This window comes from Gluconobacter potus, from assembly GCF_015244705.1.
Lineage (GTDB): Bacteria > Pseudomonadota > Alphaproteobacteria > Acetobacterales > Acetobacteraceae > Gluconobacter > Gluconobacter potus.
In genome coordinates this window covers 172,754-190,302 of record NZ_JABCQF010000003.1, presented here as the reverse complement: position 1 = coordinate 190,302, position 17,549 = coordinate 172,754, and the positions used below count along the sequence as shown (strand labels likewise).

16 protein-coding genes and 1 tRNA gene are annotated in these 17,549 nt (G+C 62.1%); 11 read left to right on the top strand and 6 right to left on the bottom strand.

The genetic code is table 11. The features are described 5' to 3' along the window. Positions 1 to 28 precede the first annotated feature (28 nt). The 6 genes from HKD31_RS07290 to HKD31_RS07265 all read left to right on the top strand — a co-directional run bounded on the left by HKD31_RS07290 (position 29) and on the right by HKD31_RS07265 (position 7,301). A complete protein-coding gene (locus HKD31_RS07290) occupies positions 29 to 2,188 on the top strand; it encodes an RNA degradosome polyphosphate kinase (protein ID WP_370543904.1) in 2,160 nt (719 codons plus the stop codon). Between the two features lie 5 nt (positions 2,189 to 2,193). Next, positions 2,194 to 3,672, top strand: a complete 1,479-nt coding sequence (locus tag HKD31_RS07285; RefSeq protein ID WP_062495582.1) for a Ppx/GppA family phosphatase — start codon at positions 2,194 to 2,196, stop codon at positions 3,670 to 3,672. Beyond that, positions 3,669 to 4,433 (top strand): CDP-diacylglycerol diphosphatase, encoded by a 765-nt coding sequence (locus HKD31_RS07280; protein ID WP_041112162.1) that lies wholly within the window; start codon positions 3,669 to 3,671, stop codon positions 4,431 to 4,433. Before HKD31_RS07285 ends, HKD31_RS07280 begins: the two co-directional genes overlap by 4 nt. A gap of 81 nt (positions 4,434 to 4,514) precedes the next feature. Beyond that, positions 4,515 to 5,681, top strand: a complete 1,167-nt coding sequence (locus HKD31_RS07275; protein ID WP_194264758.1) for an MFS transporter — start codon at positions 4,515 to 4,517, stop codon at positions 5,679 to 5,681. Then, on the top strand, positions 5,678 to 6,364 hold the full coding sequence (locus tag HKD31_RS07270) for an HAD family acid phosphatase (protein ID WP_194264759.1): 687 nt from the start codon (positions 5,678 to 5,680) through the stop codon (positions 6,362 to 6,364). Before HKD31_RS07275 ends, HKD31_RS07270 begins: the two co-directional genes overlap by 4 nt. A 31-nt stretch (positions 6,365 to 6,395) precedes the next feature. Beyond that, positions 6,396 to 7,301, top strand: coding sequence for a hypothetical protein (locus HKD31_RS07265; protein ID WP_194264760.1), 906 nt, complete (start codon positions 6,396 to 6,398; stop codon positions 7,299 to 7,301). A 50-nt stretch (positions 7,302 to 7,351) separates the two neighbouring features. Here the strand turns inward: HKD31_RS07265 and HKD31_RS07260 are convergent, their stop codons facing one another. Next, a complete protein-coding gene (locus HKD31_RS07260; RefSeq protein WP_194264761.1) occupies positions 7,352 to 10,024 on the bottom strand; it encodes a DUF4175 domain-containing protein in 2,673 nt (890 codons plus the stop codon). After that, positions 10,017 to 11,369 (bottom strand): diaminopimelate decarboxylase, encoded by a 1,353-nt coding sequence (lysA, locus tag HKD31_RS07255; protein ID WP_194264762.1) that lies wholly within the window; start codon positions 11,367 to 11,369, stop codon positions 10,017 to 10,019. The genes HKD31_RS07260 and lysA overlap by 8 nt, the downstream gene beginning before the upstream one ends. A 68-nt stretch (positions 11,370 to 11,437) precedes the next feature. Here lysA and HKD31_RS07250 point away from each other — a divergent pair, with 68 nt between their 5' ends. The 3 genes from HKD31_RS07250 to HKD31_RS07240 all read left to right on the top strand — a co-directional run bounded on the left by HKD31_RS07250 (position 11,438) and on the right by HKD31_RS07240 (position 13,090). After that, positions 11,438 to 11,827 (top strand): cytidine deaminase, encoded by a 390-nt coding sequence (locus HKD31_RS07250; RefSeq protein ID WP_194264763.1) that lies wholly within the window; start codon positions 11,438 to 11,440, stop codon positions 11,825 to 11,827. After that, a complete protein-coding gene (locus tag HKD31_RS07245; RefSeq protein WP_194264764.1) occupies positions 11,824 to 12,519 on the top strand; it encodes a trypsin-like serine peptidase in 696 nt (231 codons plus the stop codon). The genes HKD31_RS07250 and HKD31_RS07245 overlap by 4 nt, the downstream gene beginning before the upstream one ends. A 136-nt stretch (positions 12,520 to 12,655) precedes the next feature. Next, complete coding sequence (locus tag HKD31_RS07240) at positions 12,656 to 13,090, top strand: response regulator (RefSeq protein ID WP_062456601.1); 435 nt, start codon at positions 12,656 to 12,658, stop codon at positions 13,088 to 13,090. A gap of 33 nt (positions 13,091 to 13,123) precedes the next feature. On the opposite strand, the gene HKD31_RS07235 is transcribed toward HKD31_RS07240, so the two are convergent. Next, positions 13,124 to 13,200: transfer RNA gene (locus tag HKD31_RS07235), tRNA-Arg, on the bottom strand. A gap of 61 nt (positions 13,201 to 13,261) precedes the next feature. Beyond that, positions 13,262 to 13,639, bottom strand: coding sequence for a hypothetical protein (locus tag HKD31_RS07230; protein ID WP_041112170.1), 378 nt, complete (start codon positions 13,637 to 13,639; stop codon positions 13,262 to 13,264). 96 nt (positions 13,640 to 13,735) lie between these two features. Between HKD31_RS07230 and guaA the strand changes: the two genes are divergently transcribed. Next, entirely contained in the window at positions 13,736 to 15,337 is a 1,602-nt protein-coding gene (gene guaA / locus HKD31_RS07225; RefSeq protein WP_041112857.1) for a glutamine-hydrolyzing GMP synthase, read from the top strand. Between the two features lie 524 nt (positions 15,338 to 15,861). After that, entirely contained in the window at positions 15,862 to 16,275 is a 414-nt protein-coding gene (locus HKD31_RS07220; RefSeq protein WP_194264765.1) for a hypothetical protein, read from the top strand. 72 nt (positions 16,276 to 16,347) lie between these two features. Here HKD31_RS07220 and HKD31_RS07215 read toward each other — a convergent pair whose 3' ends face one another. Together HKD31_RS07215 and HKD31_RS07210 are read right to left on the bottom strand one after the other, a co-directional pair. Next, a complete protein-coding gene (locus HKD31_RS07215) occupies positions 16,348 to 16,794 on the bottom strand; it encodes a CHRD domain-containing protein (RefSeq protein ID WP_194264766.1) in 447 nt (148 codons plus the stop codon). A 42-nt stretch (positions 16,795 to 16,836) separates the two neighbouring features. Beyond that, a complete protein-coding gene (locus HKD31_RS07210; protein WP_034953612.1) occupies positions 16,837 to 17,409 on the bottom strand; it encodes an HNH endonuclease in 573 nt (190 codons plus the stop codon). Between the last annotated feature and the right edge of the window lie 140 nt (positions 17,410 to 17,549).

Genomic DNA, 17,549 nt, shown 5'->3' with positions numbered 1-17,549 from the left:
CGCGGCACGGGCCGAAGACTACGCGCAGATGCCGACATCGCCGGAGCGGTTCCTGAACCGGGAGCTGTCCTGGCTCGACTTCAACCAGCGCGTCATTGATGAGGCGGAAAACCCGCGCAATCCGCTTCTGGAACGGGTGCGGTTTCTGTCCATCAGTTCCAGCAATCTCGACGAGTTCTATTCCGTGCGCGTGGCGGGGCTCGTGGGGCAGGTGCGCGAGGGCATGGTTGTCCGCAGTCCGGACGGGCTCACCCCTGTCCAGCAGCTTGTGCAGGTCCGGCAGAAGGCGCGGCATCTCCTGGCCGAGCAGCAGCGCGTCTGGCATATGCTGGAAGGGGAGCTAAAGGAGGCGGGGATCGTCATCCTGCCGACCGACTCTTTGGACGAGACGGATCTGGCGCAGCTCTCCACACTGTTTGACGAGCGCGTCTTCCCGGTTCTGACGCCGATGGCGGTTGATCCGTCCCATCCGCTGCCGTTCATTCCCAATATGGGGCTGGCGCTGCTCATGCGGCTCAAGGACCCGGCATCCTCCATGCATGTCATGGATGGACTGATCCTGCTGCCAGCGCAGGTGCCCCGTTTCCTGCGGCTGCCGGCGCGTCTGAAGGAAGGGCAGGAGACGCCGGACCAGATCCGCTTTGTGCTGCTCGAAGACCTGATCACGCTGTTTGCCGGACGTCTGTTCCCCGGTCTGGCAATCGGAGCGGCCGGTGTGCTGCGCGTGATCCGCGATACGGATGTGGAGTTCGAGGACGAGGCCGAGGATCTGGTGCGGTCTTACGAAACTGCACTGAAGCAGCGTCGTCGCGGCGTGTGCATCCATCTTGCTCTGGACCGCAAGCTGCCTGAGGCGCTGGGCCGTGAGATGGGTGAGGAGCTTGGCGTCGGCGAAGAGGACGTGGTTGTCCTGCCGTGTTTCGTGGGTGTCACGGATCTCAAGCAGCTCATCGTTGATGACCGCCCGGATCTGGTGTTCCCGCCTTATACGCCGCGCTTTCCCGAGCGCGTTCTGGATTATGACGGTGACTGCTTTGCGGCGATCCGGGCGAAGGACATGCTCGTCCATCATCCGTTCGAGAGCTTCGACGTCGTGGTGCAGTTCCTGCGTCAGGCTGCGCTGGACCCGAACGTGCTGGCGATCAAGCAGACGCTGTACCGGACGTCCCGCGACAGTCCGATCGTGCATGCGCTGATCGAGGCGGCCGAGGCTGGCAAGTCGGTCACGGCGATGGTCGAGCTTCGGGCGCGGTTTGACGAGGAGGCCAATATCCGCCTGTCGCGCGCGCTTGAGGCGGCGGGTGTGCAGGTCGTGTTCGGGTTCGCGCATCTCAAGACGCATGCCAAGCTGAGTCTTGTCGTCCGTCGCGAGAATGGGCTGCTCCGGTCTTACGCGCATTTCGGGACGGGCAATTACCATCCGATCACGGCGCGGATCTATACAGACCTGTCGTTTTTCACCTGTGACCCGAAGCTGGCGTCGGATTCCGCTCGGCTGTTCAATTACATGACGGGCTACGCCATTCCGGCGAAGATGGATGCGCTGGCGTTCTCGCCCATCACCATCCGCTCGACGCTGGAGCAGTTGATCCAGGACGAGATCGACCACGCGAAGGCAGGGCGGCCGGGCAGGATCTGGCTGAAGATGAACAGCCTCGTGGACGCGGAACTGATTGACCGACTGTACAAGGCGTCTCAGGCCGGAGTGAAGATCATCGGGATTATCCGGGGAATCTGCTGTCTGCGTCCTGGTGTGCCGGGACTTTCGGATAATATCGAAATCAAGTCGATTGTCGGGCGTTTTCTGGAACATGCGCGGGTTTTTGCCTTCGGAAACGGGCATCGGATGCCGTCTCACAAGGCAAAAGTTTTCATTTCTTCCGCAGACTGGATGGTGCGGAACATGGACTGGAGGGTAGAAGCCATGGTGCCCATCACGAACCCGACGGTCCATGCGCAGATTCTTGGCCAGATCATGACGATGAACATCAAGGACAACCTTCAGAGCTGGACGCTCACGAGGGACGGCTACTGGCATCGGGTTTCGCCGGGCGTACATCCTTTCTCCGCCCACGAATACTTCATGAACAATCCGTCCCTGTCTGGCCGAGGATCGGCTGCGCGGGAGAAGGTCCTTCCGGAGGCGCATCGCCCCCGTGAGCGGCCCGACAGGATTCTGGAAGACTGATCTGCATGTCCTCATCTTCACAGCGTTCCGCCATTGTCGATCTCGGTTCAAACTCGGTCCGGCTGGTTGTTTTTGAAGGGGTGACGCGCAACCCCCTTCCGATCTTCAACGAGAAGGTCACGCTCAAGCTGGGGCGTGGTCTGGATGCAACGGGCCGTCTCAATGACGAGGGCGTGGCGCTGGCGATGGACGTGCTGGGGCGGTTCCACACCGTCGCCCGCGCCATGGGCGCCGAGCCTTTCGAGGTTCTCGCCACGGCCGCTGTCCGCGATGCATCCAACGGTCCGGATTTCGTGGATGCGATCCGCGCCCGGATGCCAGGTGTGCCGATCCGGGTTCTGGAAGGAACCGAGGAAGCCGATTATGCGGCGCGCGGCGTGCTGTGCGGGCTGCCCGAAGCGAACGGTCTGGTTGCGGATATCGGCGGCGGATCGCTGGAGCTGATCCATGTGGCTGAGGGTCAGTATTTCGAGGCTGTGACGACCAAGCTGGGCGTGATCCGGCTGCATGACCGCGCCAAGGGCAGCATCGAGCGCGCGGCTGAAATCGCGAACGAACTTCTGGCAGCCGTGAACTGGCTTCCGGGCATGACGGGGCGGCCGCTTTATCTGGTGGGTGGGGCGTTCCGGGCTCTGGCGCGACTGCAGATTGCGCGGACGCAGTATCCGCTGAACCTCGTGCATCTTTTCACCCTATCGGAAGGGGAAGCGCGGGAGATGGCGGACTGGGTCATTGCCTCGCCCCGCCGCACTCTGGAGAAGCTTCCCGGCGCGCCCCGCAAGCGTCTGGCGGATGCGCCGTTTGCGGCGGTCGTACTGCGGTGCCTGATGGAGCGCGTGCGTCCGTCCAAGGTCGTGTTCAGCGTCGATGGGCTGCGCGAGGGCTGGTACATGCGCCATGTCGCGTCTTCGGTCGCTGGCCTCGATCCGATGACGGATCTGGCGGCGGAGATGGCCAATCGTCTGGCGCGCAGTGCCGCGCTGGCCGAACCTCTGGTGAGCTGGACGGCGCCGCTGTTCCGCGACGAGACCCGGACCCAGAGGCGCCTGCGCGAACTGGCCTGCATGCTGTCGGACATCGGGTCCTACGATCATCCCGAATACCGGGCGGAGCAGACCTACCGGCGTGTGATGCATGGACATGGCGTGGGCTTTGACCACAGCGCGCGTGCCTTCATCGGGCTGACGCTGGCGGTGCGTTATGAAGTCTCGATGGATTCTCCCCTGATCGAACCTTCCCGGCAGCTTCTGTCGCGTTCGGAAATCGAGCGTGCGGTGCGGCTGGGTCTGGCGCTCCGGCTGGCGTATACACTCTGTGCAGGGACGAAGGTCCTGCTGGATGAGTGCAGGCTTCTCGTGGAAGACGGAACGCTCGTGCTGGTTCTGGGCGCGCGCAGCGTCCGGGCGGCAGGCAGTGCGGTCCGTCGTCGTTTCGAGAGGCTGGCGGCTGCGATGCAGCTTGAATGTCAGGTAAGGGAAGAATGAGTTTGCGGAATTACGGGACGGCGGCCAGGGTTGGTTTTCTGGCGGCAGCGGTTGTGTTCGGGCTGTCAGGGTGTGGCAAGTCCCATGACCGGGGTGCGCTGTGGAAAGTCGTGCACGGACGGTGCGCGCCGGATGCTGCTCACAAGCCCTGCACGGTCTATGACGAGAAGGATGGTTACGCCCTGCTCAAGGACAAGACCGGGCGTGGGCAGTATCTCGTGATCCCGACGCAGAAGGTTCCGGGCGTTGAAGATCCCGTCCTGCTGAAGCCCGAGACACCGAACTATTTCGCCGAAGCCTGGGCAGAGCGCGGGCATGTGGCGCAGTCCTACGGGTTCGAAATTCCGGATGCCCATCTGTCGATGGCCATCAATTCGCGTCCGGGCCGCACGCAGGACCAGTTGCATATCCATCTGGACTGTCTGACGGCCTATGCCCGGGCCGAGCTCGACAAGAACATGATCACCGAGACCTGGTCGCTTGTGTCGCTGTATGGCCATCCGTACCGGGCGCGGATCGTGCCGTCGCTGGATCCGTCGCCGTTCCGGGTGATTGCGGCGGATGACATGTCCATCCACACGCTCGTCATCACGCCGGCCAAGCATGGCGGGTTCATCCTGCTCGACGACATGGCGCATGTCTTCGATCATGGATCGGGCGAGGAGCTTCAGGATCATGAATGTCATCTCGATGATCCGCACCACAAAACCATGATCATGGATGGCATGGATATGGGCGAGCATCCCAACGGCATGATGTAAAACAACTTTTGGTTGTTCCGGCATTCCGGGTATGGCAGGGTTCGATCAATCTCGAACAATCTGCAGTCCTGGAGACCGGTCTTGAAACTGGCAGCGAAATCGCCACCAAACTGGCCCCTGCTGTCGCTCGCCGTTGGCGCTTTTGCCATCGGCACGACAGAATTTACCCCGATGGGCCTTCTGCCCGTCATCGCCCATGGTCTTCAGGTCAGCGTCCCCAAGGCCGGCGGCCTGGTGACGGCCTATGCGATGGGCGTGATGATCGGCGCGCCCGTCATTACGCTCCTGATGGCGCGGTTCCGACGCAAGCTGGCCCTGATCCTGCTGATGGGGCTGTATGTGGCGGGGAACCTGCTCTCCGCCGTTTCCAACAGCTATGAACTGTTGTTTGCGGCCCGTGTTCTGACCAGTCTGGCGCATGGGGCGTTTTTCGGGCTCGGTGCGGTCGAGGCGTCGCTGTCGGTGGCGCCTTCCCGGCGGGCGAGTGCGGTGGCGTCCATGTTTATGGGGCTGACGATCGCCAATATCATTGGTGTTCCGGCGGCAACCTGGCTGGGGCTGAATTTCGGCTGGCACAGTGCCTTTGGCATAACGGCGACGCTGGGGCTCGTGACCATGCTGGCGGTACAGCTTGCGTTGCCGGCCCGTGAGGTTGGTCCGGCGCCGGAAGTCGGACGGGAGCTGCGGGTGCTCGTGAAGGGCAATGTGCTTCTGGCGCTGCTGACGACCGCGATCGGGGCAGGGGCCATGTTCGTCCTCTACACCTATATCGCGCTGATCCTTGAGCACATCACCCATGCGAGCCCGACGGTCATTACCGTGGCGCTCATGCTGACGGGGGTCGGTTTCTCCATCGGCAATGCCGTGGGTGGACGGAGTGCGGACCGTTCGCTGGACGGAAGCCTGCTGGTCTTTTTCCCCATTCTTGGCGCCATCATGCTGATTTTCCCATGGATGGCGCAGACCGTGCCGGGCGCGCTGTTTGCGTCGCTTCTGTGGGGGGCCTCCACGTTTTCGCTGATGCCCGCGCTTCAGATGCGGGTGATGCAGGCCGCGCATGATGCGCCGGCTCTGGCGTCGTCCATGAATATCGGGGCGTTCAATCTCGGAAACGCCATTGGCGCGGCTTTGGGAGGGATCGCGCTGTCCATGGGGTTGGGTTACAGCGGTGTTTCCGTTATCGGAACGGCTCTGGCCCTGGTCGGGGTCGGTCTTGTTCTTCTGTCACGAAAGGTGGCTCCTCCATGATCCGTTCTCTCCTGCTCGCCACCAGCCTGTTTGTCGGTGGCGCCATGTCGCCTCTGGCTGCCATGGCCGCACAGCCCGCGAATGTGGGCGATGCCATTCTGGCCGCCAGCGCCTATCACGACAGTGGCGACTATCAGCATGATTTCGATGTCGTTGTGGCACAGGCCCGTCAGTGGATTGACGAGACTGCGTCGAAGACGCGTCGCCCGGCTATCGTGCTCGATATCGACGAGACGACGCTGTCCAACTGGGACGAGATCCGGGCCAATGATTTCGGATATATCGCGGCTGGTCCGTGCGATGCGTTGCCCAAAGGGCCGTGCGGCGCGGATGCCTGGGAGAAGAGCGGGCGGGCTCCCGCTTTTGCGTCCACGCGGGCGCTGATCGAGGATGCGCAGGCCCATCATGTCGCGGTATTTTTCGTGACGGGGCGGCATGAGGACGAGCGCGAGGCCACGGAGCGGAACCTGCATCTGGCGGGAATCCGGCACTGGGACGGGCTGTATCTGCGGCCGATGACGTCTCATGGTTATGCAGCGCTGTACAAGACGCCGACGCGCGAGCGGATTGAGCGCAAGGGCTATATGATCATTGCAAGCCTCGGGGACCAGCCGTCCGATCTGAGCGGGGGCTATGCGAAAAAGGGTTTTCTTCTGCCCAATCCGTTCTATCGTATTCCGTAACGTTATGTAATTTTCAGAAACGGAATCCGGTATGCGCGCGCGCTCAGCTCTTGCTCTTCTTCTTGTCGGGATCTGGGGCGGGGCGGCGTCTGCCGGTTCCACGCCTGCCGGGAAGGCCCGGGTTCTGTGGTCCGGGCCTGAAGGGCATGTAGAGGCGCGGGCCTGTCAGGTTCAGAGCGCAGAGCCGCAGTCGTTCTGTCTCATCTGGACGGGCAAGGGCGCCCCGGTTTCTGAAAATATCGACGGACCGCCCGGATCTGTCGCGACGCTCTGGCAGCGGACGGGACCGAAACCAGGGGAAGCGCCGGACCTCCTGTTTTACGCTGGCACAGGCGGGGTAGAACGGTGCGGCGACTATATCGCGCTGCGTTTTGCACAACTGCCGCATTTCCAGAAAATCGGCGACTGCCGCCAGCCTGAATACCCGTCCCAGGCCCCACCTGTGACCGGGCCGTTCGGTTTCCGACTGTCGATTCCCGTGCTGAGGCCCTTCGGCGCATCCGATTCCGACAGCGTGTCGACACCGGTGCCCGTGATCTGGCGCAATGGAACATTCGCGCTGGATGCGGAGCGGTTGAAGCAGAATGCCCTGTCCTTTGTCTCCCTGGAGTTCGAGGGAGCATCCATCGGAAATGAAACCGGAGCATTTATGTGGGAAACCCGGCATAATCGCCCCGGGCAGGGCCTGCCCACAACGACGCAGATCATGCTTGACCTGATCTTCAAGGGTCAAGCCGATCAGGCGCTGTCACTGCTTCATAACAGTACCAATTCGCATTTTGATTCATTGCTCTACTGGAGTGATTTATGTGCGATTTTGGTCGCCGATCCCAACTGGAAGATGCTGATGCACGGCGTTTTGCCAGGGGCGGCTCAGATTGAGGAGGCGGCCCGGACGGGGCAGCGGGGTCGTGAAAGAACCGCTTATGTCCATTAAGGACTGGATCTGAAAAAGCCCGGTGCCATGACGGCGCCGGGCTTTTTTTGTCAGAATGATTTGAGGAGCCGTTCCAGATAGTCCAGTTCGCTTTGCGGGCGGGTGCGGTCCGAGGCGCGGCGGCGGAGTTCGCGCTCGATGTCGCGGGCGCGGTCCCGGGCGCTCTTGTCCGGGATATGGGCGTCGGAATCCTTGCCCTTGTCGCCTTCGCCCAGTTTGCGGCCCAGCGGATCCTGATCCTTCTGATCGTCATCCTCCCCGTCTTCGTCACCGGCCTGAGGCTGGTCGCCGTCATCGCCCTGCTGGCCTTTCGCGCCATGCTGGGGTTTGCCGGAACCTCCTGTGCCGCCGGACGGGATGAAGCTCAGGCTGCCGCCCTGACCCTTGCCTGATCCGCCGGATTTCTGGTTCTGGCGCATCTGCTTTCCGGCTTCGGACAGATCGGCGAGAACTTTCTGTTCGGCAGTCTGGGCCTCGGCATCCTTGCGGTCCGCGAGGGCTTCGCGCGCGGTCTGCATGTCCGTTTTCGCCTTGTCGAAGGCTGTGGCGGGTTTGCCGGTCAGGTCCTTGACGCGGTGGCTCAGGATGTCGTTCACGCGCTGTAGCGCGCGTTGCAGGGCATGGTCCGCGCGGCGTCCGTCGGACTGCGCGGCGACCGTGGCGGGATCGACCGGAGTGGGCGGTTTGGCGTCGGCAGGCTGCTCCATGCCGGGCGGGGGCTGCATGCCGAGCTGACGGAGCAGATCGGCCGTGGACATCTGGCTGACATCCGGGCGGCTGCCGTCATCGGGCGGAGCCGCAGCCTTTTGAGCTGCCGAGAGACGGGACTGCGTGTGGTCGAGCAGGGTGGTTTCGCGGTGGACGAGATCATGCAGGGCCGCACGCTGGGCACGGGCTTCAGCCTGTGCCTTCATCTGCTCGGCAAGCGCCTTGAGATCCTCGGGGCTGGCCTGACGCATGCGCTCGGCCATGTCTTCCATCTGCTGGAGGCGCTTGAGGGCTTCGTCGCCATGGCCCTGATTGGCTTCGGACTGGAGACGGCGCATTTCATCCGAGAACGGATCAGCCGAGCTGGTGCCGGACTGCGGCATGACGATGCCGCTCTGGGCGGCGCGTGAGAACAGGAGCTGCATCCGGCGGTTCAGGGCATCCTTGAGAGCCTGCGTGCGGCGCTGGAGTTCTTCCTGTTCGGGAAGTGTATGGCCCTTGTCGCCGAGGTCGCGCATGTGGTCGAGCTGCTGCTGCACGCCCTGCTGGGCGGCGCGGACTTCGGCTGCGGCATCAGCAATGTCGGGGCCGTCGCGACGCAGGTCGTCCAGATAAAGCGCCAGTGCCCAGAGTTCGCCGGGGACCCGGTCCGCGGAACCGTCGGGGGCATCTTTCTGGAGCGAGGCGATCTCAAGGCCGAGGGCTGCGAGGATGGCGCGTTCGTCGGTCGTCTGCGTCAGGAGGTTCAGTTCGGCTGCGGCCTGCGAGGCGCGTTGCTGGCCGAGCATGAGGCGGCGGCGCAGGGCGACGAGGGCGCGGGCCAGCGGATCGGTGAACTTGCGGGCAGCGATCTGGAATTTGACGATATCGCTGCGGCTTTCGCGGCCGGAGACGCTCTTGGTATGCAGGCGACCTTCGACTTCCATTCCGGCGAACGGATCGGAGGAAAGATCCGGCGTGGCGACGCCTTTCGCATCCTTGGGCTGTCCGTCGAGCGGGATGGGGACGTGCAGGATGCGGCCCCGGGTCAGGCCGGGAAGGTTGATCTCGGCTTCGAGCGAGGCGACGCCATAGGTCTGGTGAACGTGCCAGGGCAGGCCGGTGCGCCAGTCGTCTTTCTGCGGGCCGGGTTTGCCGTCCCAGGTGACGGTGGGCGGCAGGTCGGGTTCAACTTTAACGCGCCATGAGCCGAGCGTGCGGCCACGGACGACGATACTGATGGTGCCGGACTGCTGGAGCGTGCCGTGGCTGTTCCAGCTTTCGGCATCGAGCCTGTTCTGTTCAGGCGTAGCGATCCCGTGCAGGGTGGGTTTTCCATGCGCGCCAGTGATGGTGGCGTTCAGAATGGCACCCTGTGGAACGTCCAGCGTGTTGTGGCCCGTGGCGGACAGGAAAATTGGCGCGCCGGGTGCGTAGGACGGGCGGTCGATCCAGGCCTGAAGGGTGGGAAGCGAAATGCTGTCGTCATCCACGCCGGGGATCAGCCCTGCGTGAAGACGTGAGGGCGTATGCGTGCCGCCGAGAACTGCCGCAACTACGATGGCCAGCGGGACGGCAATGAGCGCGAGCCGCTCGTGCAGGCTGGTTTCGGGGTGGGGGAGGCCAACGCGGAGCGTGCCGAGGGAGGCTGTGACCCGCTCGACGTGACGGGACCAGATGGCGGACTGCTCGCCATTTCCTGCAAAAGCCGGTCGGTCGGTCAGGCTGAGGAGAGGCTGGTAGGCGAGTTTGGAATCATGCTCGATCCGGCGGTCAGCCACGGGGATGCTGACGGGAGGCACGCGGCGCAGGCCGGTGATGGTGAGCCACAGGGCCGTGCCGAGAACGCCGGCTTCCAGCAGGGTATGCAGCCAGTCCGGCAGGGACTGGGGAATACGCGCAAGGCAGGCGAGAACGTAGAACGCGACCAGCAGCAGGGGCCAGCGCAGGGGCTCCCAGGCGCGTTCCCACCACAGGACACGCTGGGCTTTCCGGCGCAGGGTTTTGAAGTGGAGGGCCGGGTTTGGCTCAGCCATGGTCGTCCTTAGCTGTCAGCCATTCCGGAACGGTTTCGGCAGCGATCAGTTCCGCAACGCTCTGGCGCTGGCGGATGATCTCCCATTTTCCGTTGTCGATCAGGACCTGCGCCGCGAATGGGCGGGAATTATAGTTGGAACTCATGACCGAACCGTAAGCACCCGTATCGAGCAGGGCGATCAGGTCCCCGCGCTTCGTGTCCGCAGGCAGGGCGCGATCACGGGCGAAAATGTCGCTGCTTTCGCAGACCGGGCCGACGATATCCCAGAGTTTCGTAGGATTGGTCAGGCCGCTCGGGGCGACGGGCATGATGCCGTGCCACGATTCATAAAGGGACGGGCGGGCGAGGTCGTTCATGGCGGCGTCGAGCACGACGAAATCGGGGTTGCCGGCCTTGGTTTCGATCACGCGGGTCAGCAGGATGCCGGTGGGAGCGGAGAGCCAGCGGCCGGGTTCGATGCTGAGGCGGACGTCGAGATCGCCCAGTGTCTCGGCGATGACGCCGGCGAGCATGTCGGGTGAGGGCGCGATTTCGTCCCGATAGCGGATGCCGAGGCCCCCGCCGCAGTCCACGGCTTCGACGGTGTGGCCGGCGGCGCGGATTTCGCGGACCATGTCGGCCAGTCTGCTATAGCCTTCGCGGAAAGGACCGGCTGTGAGCATCTGGCTGCCGAGATGAACGGCCAGACCGACAAGGCGGACGTTCTTCAGGCTGGCGGCTTCGTCATACAACGCGACGGCGCGGCGGTGCTCGATGCCGAACTTGTCTCCGGCGCGGCCGGTAGAAATCTTGTCATGGGTGTCGGCGTCCACGTCCGGATTGACGCGCAGGGCGGCGCGGGCAACGCGGCCACAGGCGCGGGCGATGTCGTCCAGACGGTAGAGTTCCTCGACGCTTTCGACATTGATTTGTGCGATGTCGTGCTCGATAGCGGCGCGTAGTTCGGCATCGGATTTGCCGACGCCAGAGAACACGATGCCCGAAGGTGAAATCCCGGCATGAAGGGCGCGCTGCATTTCGCCGCCGCTGACGATGTCCACGCCGTAGCCGCACTGGCGCAGGATGGTCAGGGTGGCCTGATGGTCCTGCGATTTCATGGCGAAATGCATGTTGACCGGCAGGTTCCGGGCCTCGAACGCGGCACGCAGTGCTTTTGCGCGACGGCGCAGCGTTTCGGCGCCCGTGATCCAGCACGGTGTGCCGACGGCGGCTGCGATGACGTGCAGGGGCACGCCTTCGAACAGCAGGCCGTCCCGTGCGTCCATCTTCAGCGAGGGACGGGTTTCCAGCATGTCGGAGAAGGACGGATCGGTGGCGGGATCGGAGGGAAGCGGTGCACTCATGATGGTGCTACCGTATCGCTCTTGGAAGCATGTTCCAAGCTGAACCCGCAGGGGATAATATCGTCGGCATGATACAGGAACTGATCCGAGAGGCCCTTGAGGCCCGTTCGCGTGCTTACGCACCCTATTCGCGCTTTCAGGTTGGGGCCGCGTTGCGGTGTGAGGGTGTGGTTCATTCCGGCTGTAATGTCGAGAACGCGGCCTATCCGCTTGGGACCTGTGCCGAGGCCGGGGCGATTGCTGCTATGGTGCGGGGCGGTGGACGTCGGATCGAGGAAATCGTGATCGTGGGTGGGGATGCGCCATGTACGCCATGTGGGGGATGCCGGCAGAAGCTGCGGGAGTTCGGTCTGCCGGATCTGCAGGTGCATATGATCTCGCCAACGGGAGATCTGCTCCTGACCCGGACGTTGGCCGAGCTTCTGCCTGACGCGTTCGGGCCGGATCATCTGGGATGAAACGCGCCGCCGCGTTGCTGATTGTCTGTCTGTCAGGCGGAGGGGCAATCGCCGCTCCGGCCTTGGCGTTGCCGGGACTCGGTGCAGACAGTCATCGCAGCGTCGTGGATGTGAATACGGCGCCGTGGCGGATCCTTGGGCGCGTCCAGACGTCTCTTGGTGGGCGCTGTACGGGATTTGCCGTAGCGCCGACCGTGATGCTGACGGCGGCGCATTGTCTGTGGCTGCCTGCGACCCGGCATTATATCCAGCCTGAGGATGTTTATGTCCTGATGGGCTATGCGATGGGGCAGTATCGCCTTCACGCGCAGGTGACACGATTTGTTATTGCCCCCGGATATGATCCTACGAACGAAGGCGGCACCGCATCCGAGGATCGGGCCACGCTGGTTCTGGACCGGCCAGTGGTGCTGTCAGGGGATCTTGTTCCGTATGGTTCGGCGCCGATGGGCGCTGCGGCGATGCTGGTTGGATATCCGCAGGACCGGCCTGAGGTTCCGTATGGCGATATTTCCTGTCAGATCAACGGGTTGGCGCTGAACGGACTGATCCATCATGACTGCTCGGCGACGCGGGGGGACAGTGGCGGTCCACTGTTTGTGCGCCAGCCTGACGGGCAGTGGGGAATTGTCGGGATCGATGTGCTGGCGACGGAAGGGCGGGGCGGGTTTGCCGCGCCGCTGCCGCACTGAGTTTTTCGGGTTCCCATGCATCAGGCGCACGTCAGAAAAAATTCACACATGCAAACATGAGCCCTGTCGTGACGTTGCACAGGGCAGGACGCCCGATTGGGTGTTACAGGTTTTTCAATCCCGGAAGGTGATTGCCATGTATGTCATGTCCATGAAGGAGACATCCTCGCGAGCGGCTCCGAAAGGAGGATTTCGTGGGGACTCCAAAAGGGTCAACAGAAAGCATGTTCTCGTTGTCGAGGATCAGGCGCTTCTGCGCTTTCTCGCGGCGGATATGCTGGAAGAGGCGGGCTATGAGGCCTCTCTCGCGGCTGATGCCGACGAGGCGCTTCAGGTGCTGGCCCGGAATCCGGATATTGGCACCATCTTTTCAGACGTGAACATGCCTGGCGACATGGACGGTGTGGCGCTTGCCCGCCTGATCCGTGAGCATCGCCCGGAAATCGGACTGGTTCTGACGTCGGGGACGCGGATTCAGGATCTGGGACAGCTGCCGGGCGGCACGATGTTCCTGTCCAAGCCATACGAATGGGACGAGGTCTATCGCTGCCTGGAGCAGGTGAGGCACTGAAGCGCCACTAACTTGTAAAGGGGAAAGGCAATGTGGTGCACCCGAAAGGACTTGAACCTCTAACCCCCAGATTCGTAGTCTGGTGCTCTATCCAGTTGAGCTACGGGTGCGCTGTGAGGCGGGGTTTTACAGAGGCTTAACTGACCTGACAACCCCGCTTTGGAAAAAATTTCAGTTTCGCGTCATGGTGATATGAGCCCGGCACGAAGGCGAGCCGAAAATGCCGCCAATGGCCTGTCCGACCGGGTAGCCGTTGAACACGACTGCCGTGTTGTGATGGTCCATATCCGTCATGGCGAGTTCGGCATGATAATGCTGGCTTCCGGGTGTGTAGGTGCCGTGCAGGACCTGTGCGCCGTCAGCCGGCGTAAAGAGGATTTCCTTGCCGCGGATCCGCAGGGTCGAGGGATGCTCGGTCGGGCAGGTGCCCTGATCCGTAACGAGTGCACCGACCCAGGAGCCGGTCGGATCCTTGCCGGGGTCGGGAGTGCCGGCGCAAGCGGCGAGCAGGGCCGTGGCGGAGAGGGCGAAAAGTGCTGGCAGGCGCATGTTGTTCCTGTTCCGTGTTGCAGAATGGATGACGCAGACGACACAACACCTTATAGGAGAGCCTCAAAAGGCACCATGAAACCGGAACGCGAGGCCATGACATTGACCCAGCAGGACGCCAGCACCGTCGAAAAGCTCGACGAAACCCTTCACGAAGACCGTATCCTCATTCTGGATTTCGGCAGCCAGGTGACGCAGCTTATTGCGCGTCGTGTCCGCGAGAGCGGCGTTTACTGCGAGATCTGGCCGTATACGGCGACCGAGGAAAAGATCCGCGCTTTCAATCCGCGCGGCATCATCCTGTCCGGCAGCCCGGCCAGTGTGCATGACGAGAATGCACCGCCGATTCCGGATGTGGTCTTCGCGCTGAACCGCCCCGTGCTGGGGATCTGCTATGGCCAGCAGGCGATGTGCCAGAAGCTGGGTGGCAAGGTCGAGCACCACGAACACCGCGAATTCGGTCGCGCCTATATTGATATTGCCGAGGACTGCTCGCTGTTCCGTGGCGTCTGGGCGCGCGGCAAACGTGAGCAGGTCTGGATGAGCCATGGCGACCGCGTCACGCAGCTTCCGCCTGGTTTCCGCGCCGTTGCCCATTCCGAAGGGGCACCGTTCGCGATCATCGCGGATGAGGGACGTCGTCTGTATGGCGTGCAGTTCCATCCGGAAGTCGTGCATACGCCGCATGGTGCTGCGCTGATCCGCAACTTCACGCATAATGTTGCGGGTTGCAGCGGAACCTGGACGATGGCTGGCTTCCGTGAACTGGAAATCGCGCGCATCCGCAAGCAGGTTGGTTCGGGTCGTGTGATCTGTGGTCTGTCGGGTGGTGTGGACAGCTCCGTTGCGGCCAAGCTGATCCATGATGCGATCGGCGATCAGCTGACCTGCATTTTCGTGGATCCGGGCATCATGCGTACCGGTGAGGCTGACGAAGTCGTCAAGACGTTCCGTGGCCGCTTCAATATTCGTCTCGTGCATCGTGACGCCTCCGAGCTGTTCCTGAAGGAACTGGCTGGCGTGACCGATCCGGAAACGAAGCGCAAGACGATAGGCCGTCTGTTCATCGAGGTCTTCGAGGAAGAGGCTGCGAAGCTGGGTGGCGCGCAATTCCTGGCTCAGGGCACGCTGTATCCGGACGTGATCGAGAGCGTGAGCTTCTCGGGTGGTCCGTCCGTGACCATCAAGTCTCACCACAATGTCGGCGGTCTGCCGGACCGCATGAACATGGAACTGGTCGAGCCGCTGCGTGAGCTGTTCAAGGACGAGGTCCGCATGCTTGGCCGTGAGCTGGGTATTCCGGAGAGCATCGTCGGGCGGCATCCGTTCCCGGGGCCGGGACTGGCGATCCGTATTCCGGGTGATGTCACCAAGGAAAAGCTAGATCTGCTGCGCAAGGTGGATGCGATCTATCTTGAAGAAATCCGTCGTGCCGGCCTGTACGATGCGATCTGGCAGGCTTTCGCGGTTCTGCTTCCGGTGCGCACGGTCGGTGTCATGGGTGATGGCCGGACCTACGATCAGGCCTGCGCCCTACGTGCCGTGACCAGCACGGATGGCATGACGGCAGAAGTCTATCCGTTCGACTTCGCATTCCTGAACCGGGTGGCCGGGCGTATCGTCAACGAGGTTCGTGGCATTAACCGCGTGACTTACGATATCACGTCCAAGCCGCCGGGCACGATTGAGTGGGAATGATCCCACGTCTGGTATGAGTTAATTTGTGTAGGCTGTAGCCTGTTGAAAACCCCGCAGAGATGCGGGGTTTTTTTATTGCTTGCAGGGCTGGCGATACATTCTGCGCTGAGCCGGTCTGGCCTTCTTTAACCCTTGGTCGAGGGGATAGGGGATTGTCGTCGGGAAACAGGATGGCGAGATCCATGCTTATTGTAGCGCTAGAGAGATCTTAATTAATTCTTGTAGTTTCGTCTTTGAAGCTTCGATCGTGAAATACAACATGAAGAGGACCGAAAGTATCACAGTACCGTTTTCACCGCGGCTTCGATGATGCAGTTCGGAAAGCATTCCCGGATATGGTCAAGGTTGGTTGGTGCCGAGGCTGGTGAATGCATTTTCCGCTTGGTCGTGTTCTTTTCCGGAGCGCTATTTCTGGTTTTGGGGATAACGCCTTACCTGTTCAAGTCCGGACCTTTGCTGTCGGGCTTGTCCGGTTCTTCGAGGAATGACAGTGTGACATTCTTTGAAACTTAGGGAGTCTCCCGATGTCGATCCGGTTTCCTGATTTTTCATCGTCGCTGCTTCTTGTTGGCCTTGCTCTGATGCCAATAGGTCTGGCGCCGACGGCCATGGCGGCTGGAACCGCCGAGAAGCCCTGTGAGACGGACCTCTGCCGGAGTGTGCGTCAGTCCTGGGCTGCGGTTCGTCATGGGACGTCCAATGCCGCCGACTGGACGAAAACGGAGAGCGTCAAAGGTTGGAATGCCACGAAGAGCGGTGTTTCCGACGCTGCGCACTGGACTGGCAAGGAAGGCGAAAAGGGCTGGAAGGCGACCAAGAACGGCACCAAAGAGGCGGTGCATGCTACAGGCGCCTGGACGAAGAAGACGGCTCATGAGCTTGATCCGGGTAGTCCCGCCAAGGCTCCGGACAGCAAAGCCGATTCAGCAGCTCAGTAAAACCATCTGTGGCGCTACGAAAAAAAAGCCTGTCCCTTACGGGGCAGGCCTTTTTCATGGGAAAGCGGACGCTTATTCCATGTGATGTTTGTGACCCGTCAGGTCGGTCGTAAGCTGGGCGCGGGCTTCGCCGTCCGGGTATTTTTCGGTGTGCAGGTTGATGTAGGTCTGCCCGGCCTGGACTTCCTTGACCTGATCGGGTGTGAGCTGGAGCGTCCCGGTCATGCGGGTGGTGTAGGGGCCGTTGATCGGGGCGAGGACGCCGGCATCCTGACCCTCCGGAGCCGGGCCATGCAGATGGGCTGCCGTCACGGGACCGGACAAGCCGTTATCTTCGAAACGGTAGGTCAGGGTATTCTTGGTGGTATCCAGCATTGCGGATGCCGAGCCCTTGATCGGGGCGGTTGCACCATGTTCGCCCTTGAACGGGCCGAAGAGATGCAGCGTTTCCGCGGAAGCGGGCAGGGCAGTCACCGACAGGCCGAGGGCCAGTGTCGTCAGCAGAAGTCCAGTACGCATGGAAGTCCATCCTTGCAGAAGTTGGACTGACTGAACGTGTGCTCAGGTTTCGAGTTCGGTATTCCAGTACAGATAATCGCGCCAGCTTTCGTGAAGATAATGCGGCGGGAAGGTCCGGCCGTTTTCCTGAAGGAGGCGGCTGCTGGGCTGAACGGGTTTGCGGTGAGGATGCATACCCAGTTCGCTTGGCAGTTTTGAGCCCTTCAGCAGGTTGCAGGGGCTGCAGGCGGTGACGACGTTTTCCCAGGTTGTGCGGCCTCCGCGGGCGCGGGGGATGACGTGATCGAAGGTCAGCTCGTGCGTGGGCAATCGGTCATGGCAGTACTGACACGAGAAATTGTCCCGCAGGAAAACGTTGAAACGGGTGAAGGCCGGCTTGCGGGCTGTTGGAATATAGTCTTTCAGCGCGATGACGCTGGGCAGGCGCATGCTCTGGCTGGGGGAGTGGACGACGGCGTCTTCATATTCGGAGAGGACCGAGACGCGGTCTAGGAAGACGGCCTTGACGGCTTCCTGCCAGGACCAGAGCGAGAGCGGGAAATAGGACAGCGGACGGAAATCCGCGTTCAGGACAAGAGCCGGAAAATGCTGACCGCTGACGGACACCACACGCATCCTTTCTGCAAGGACGACACATGCGGGGATTACGGCGCCGAATGAAAACGGGACAAACAGCGGGAAAACACGTGTCGTCGGCTTCTTTGAGAAAACTATTCCAGTAAACTGCCCGGACCGCAAGCTAACGCTGGTGACAC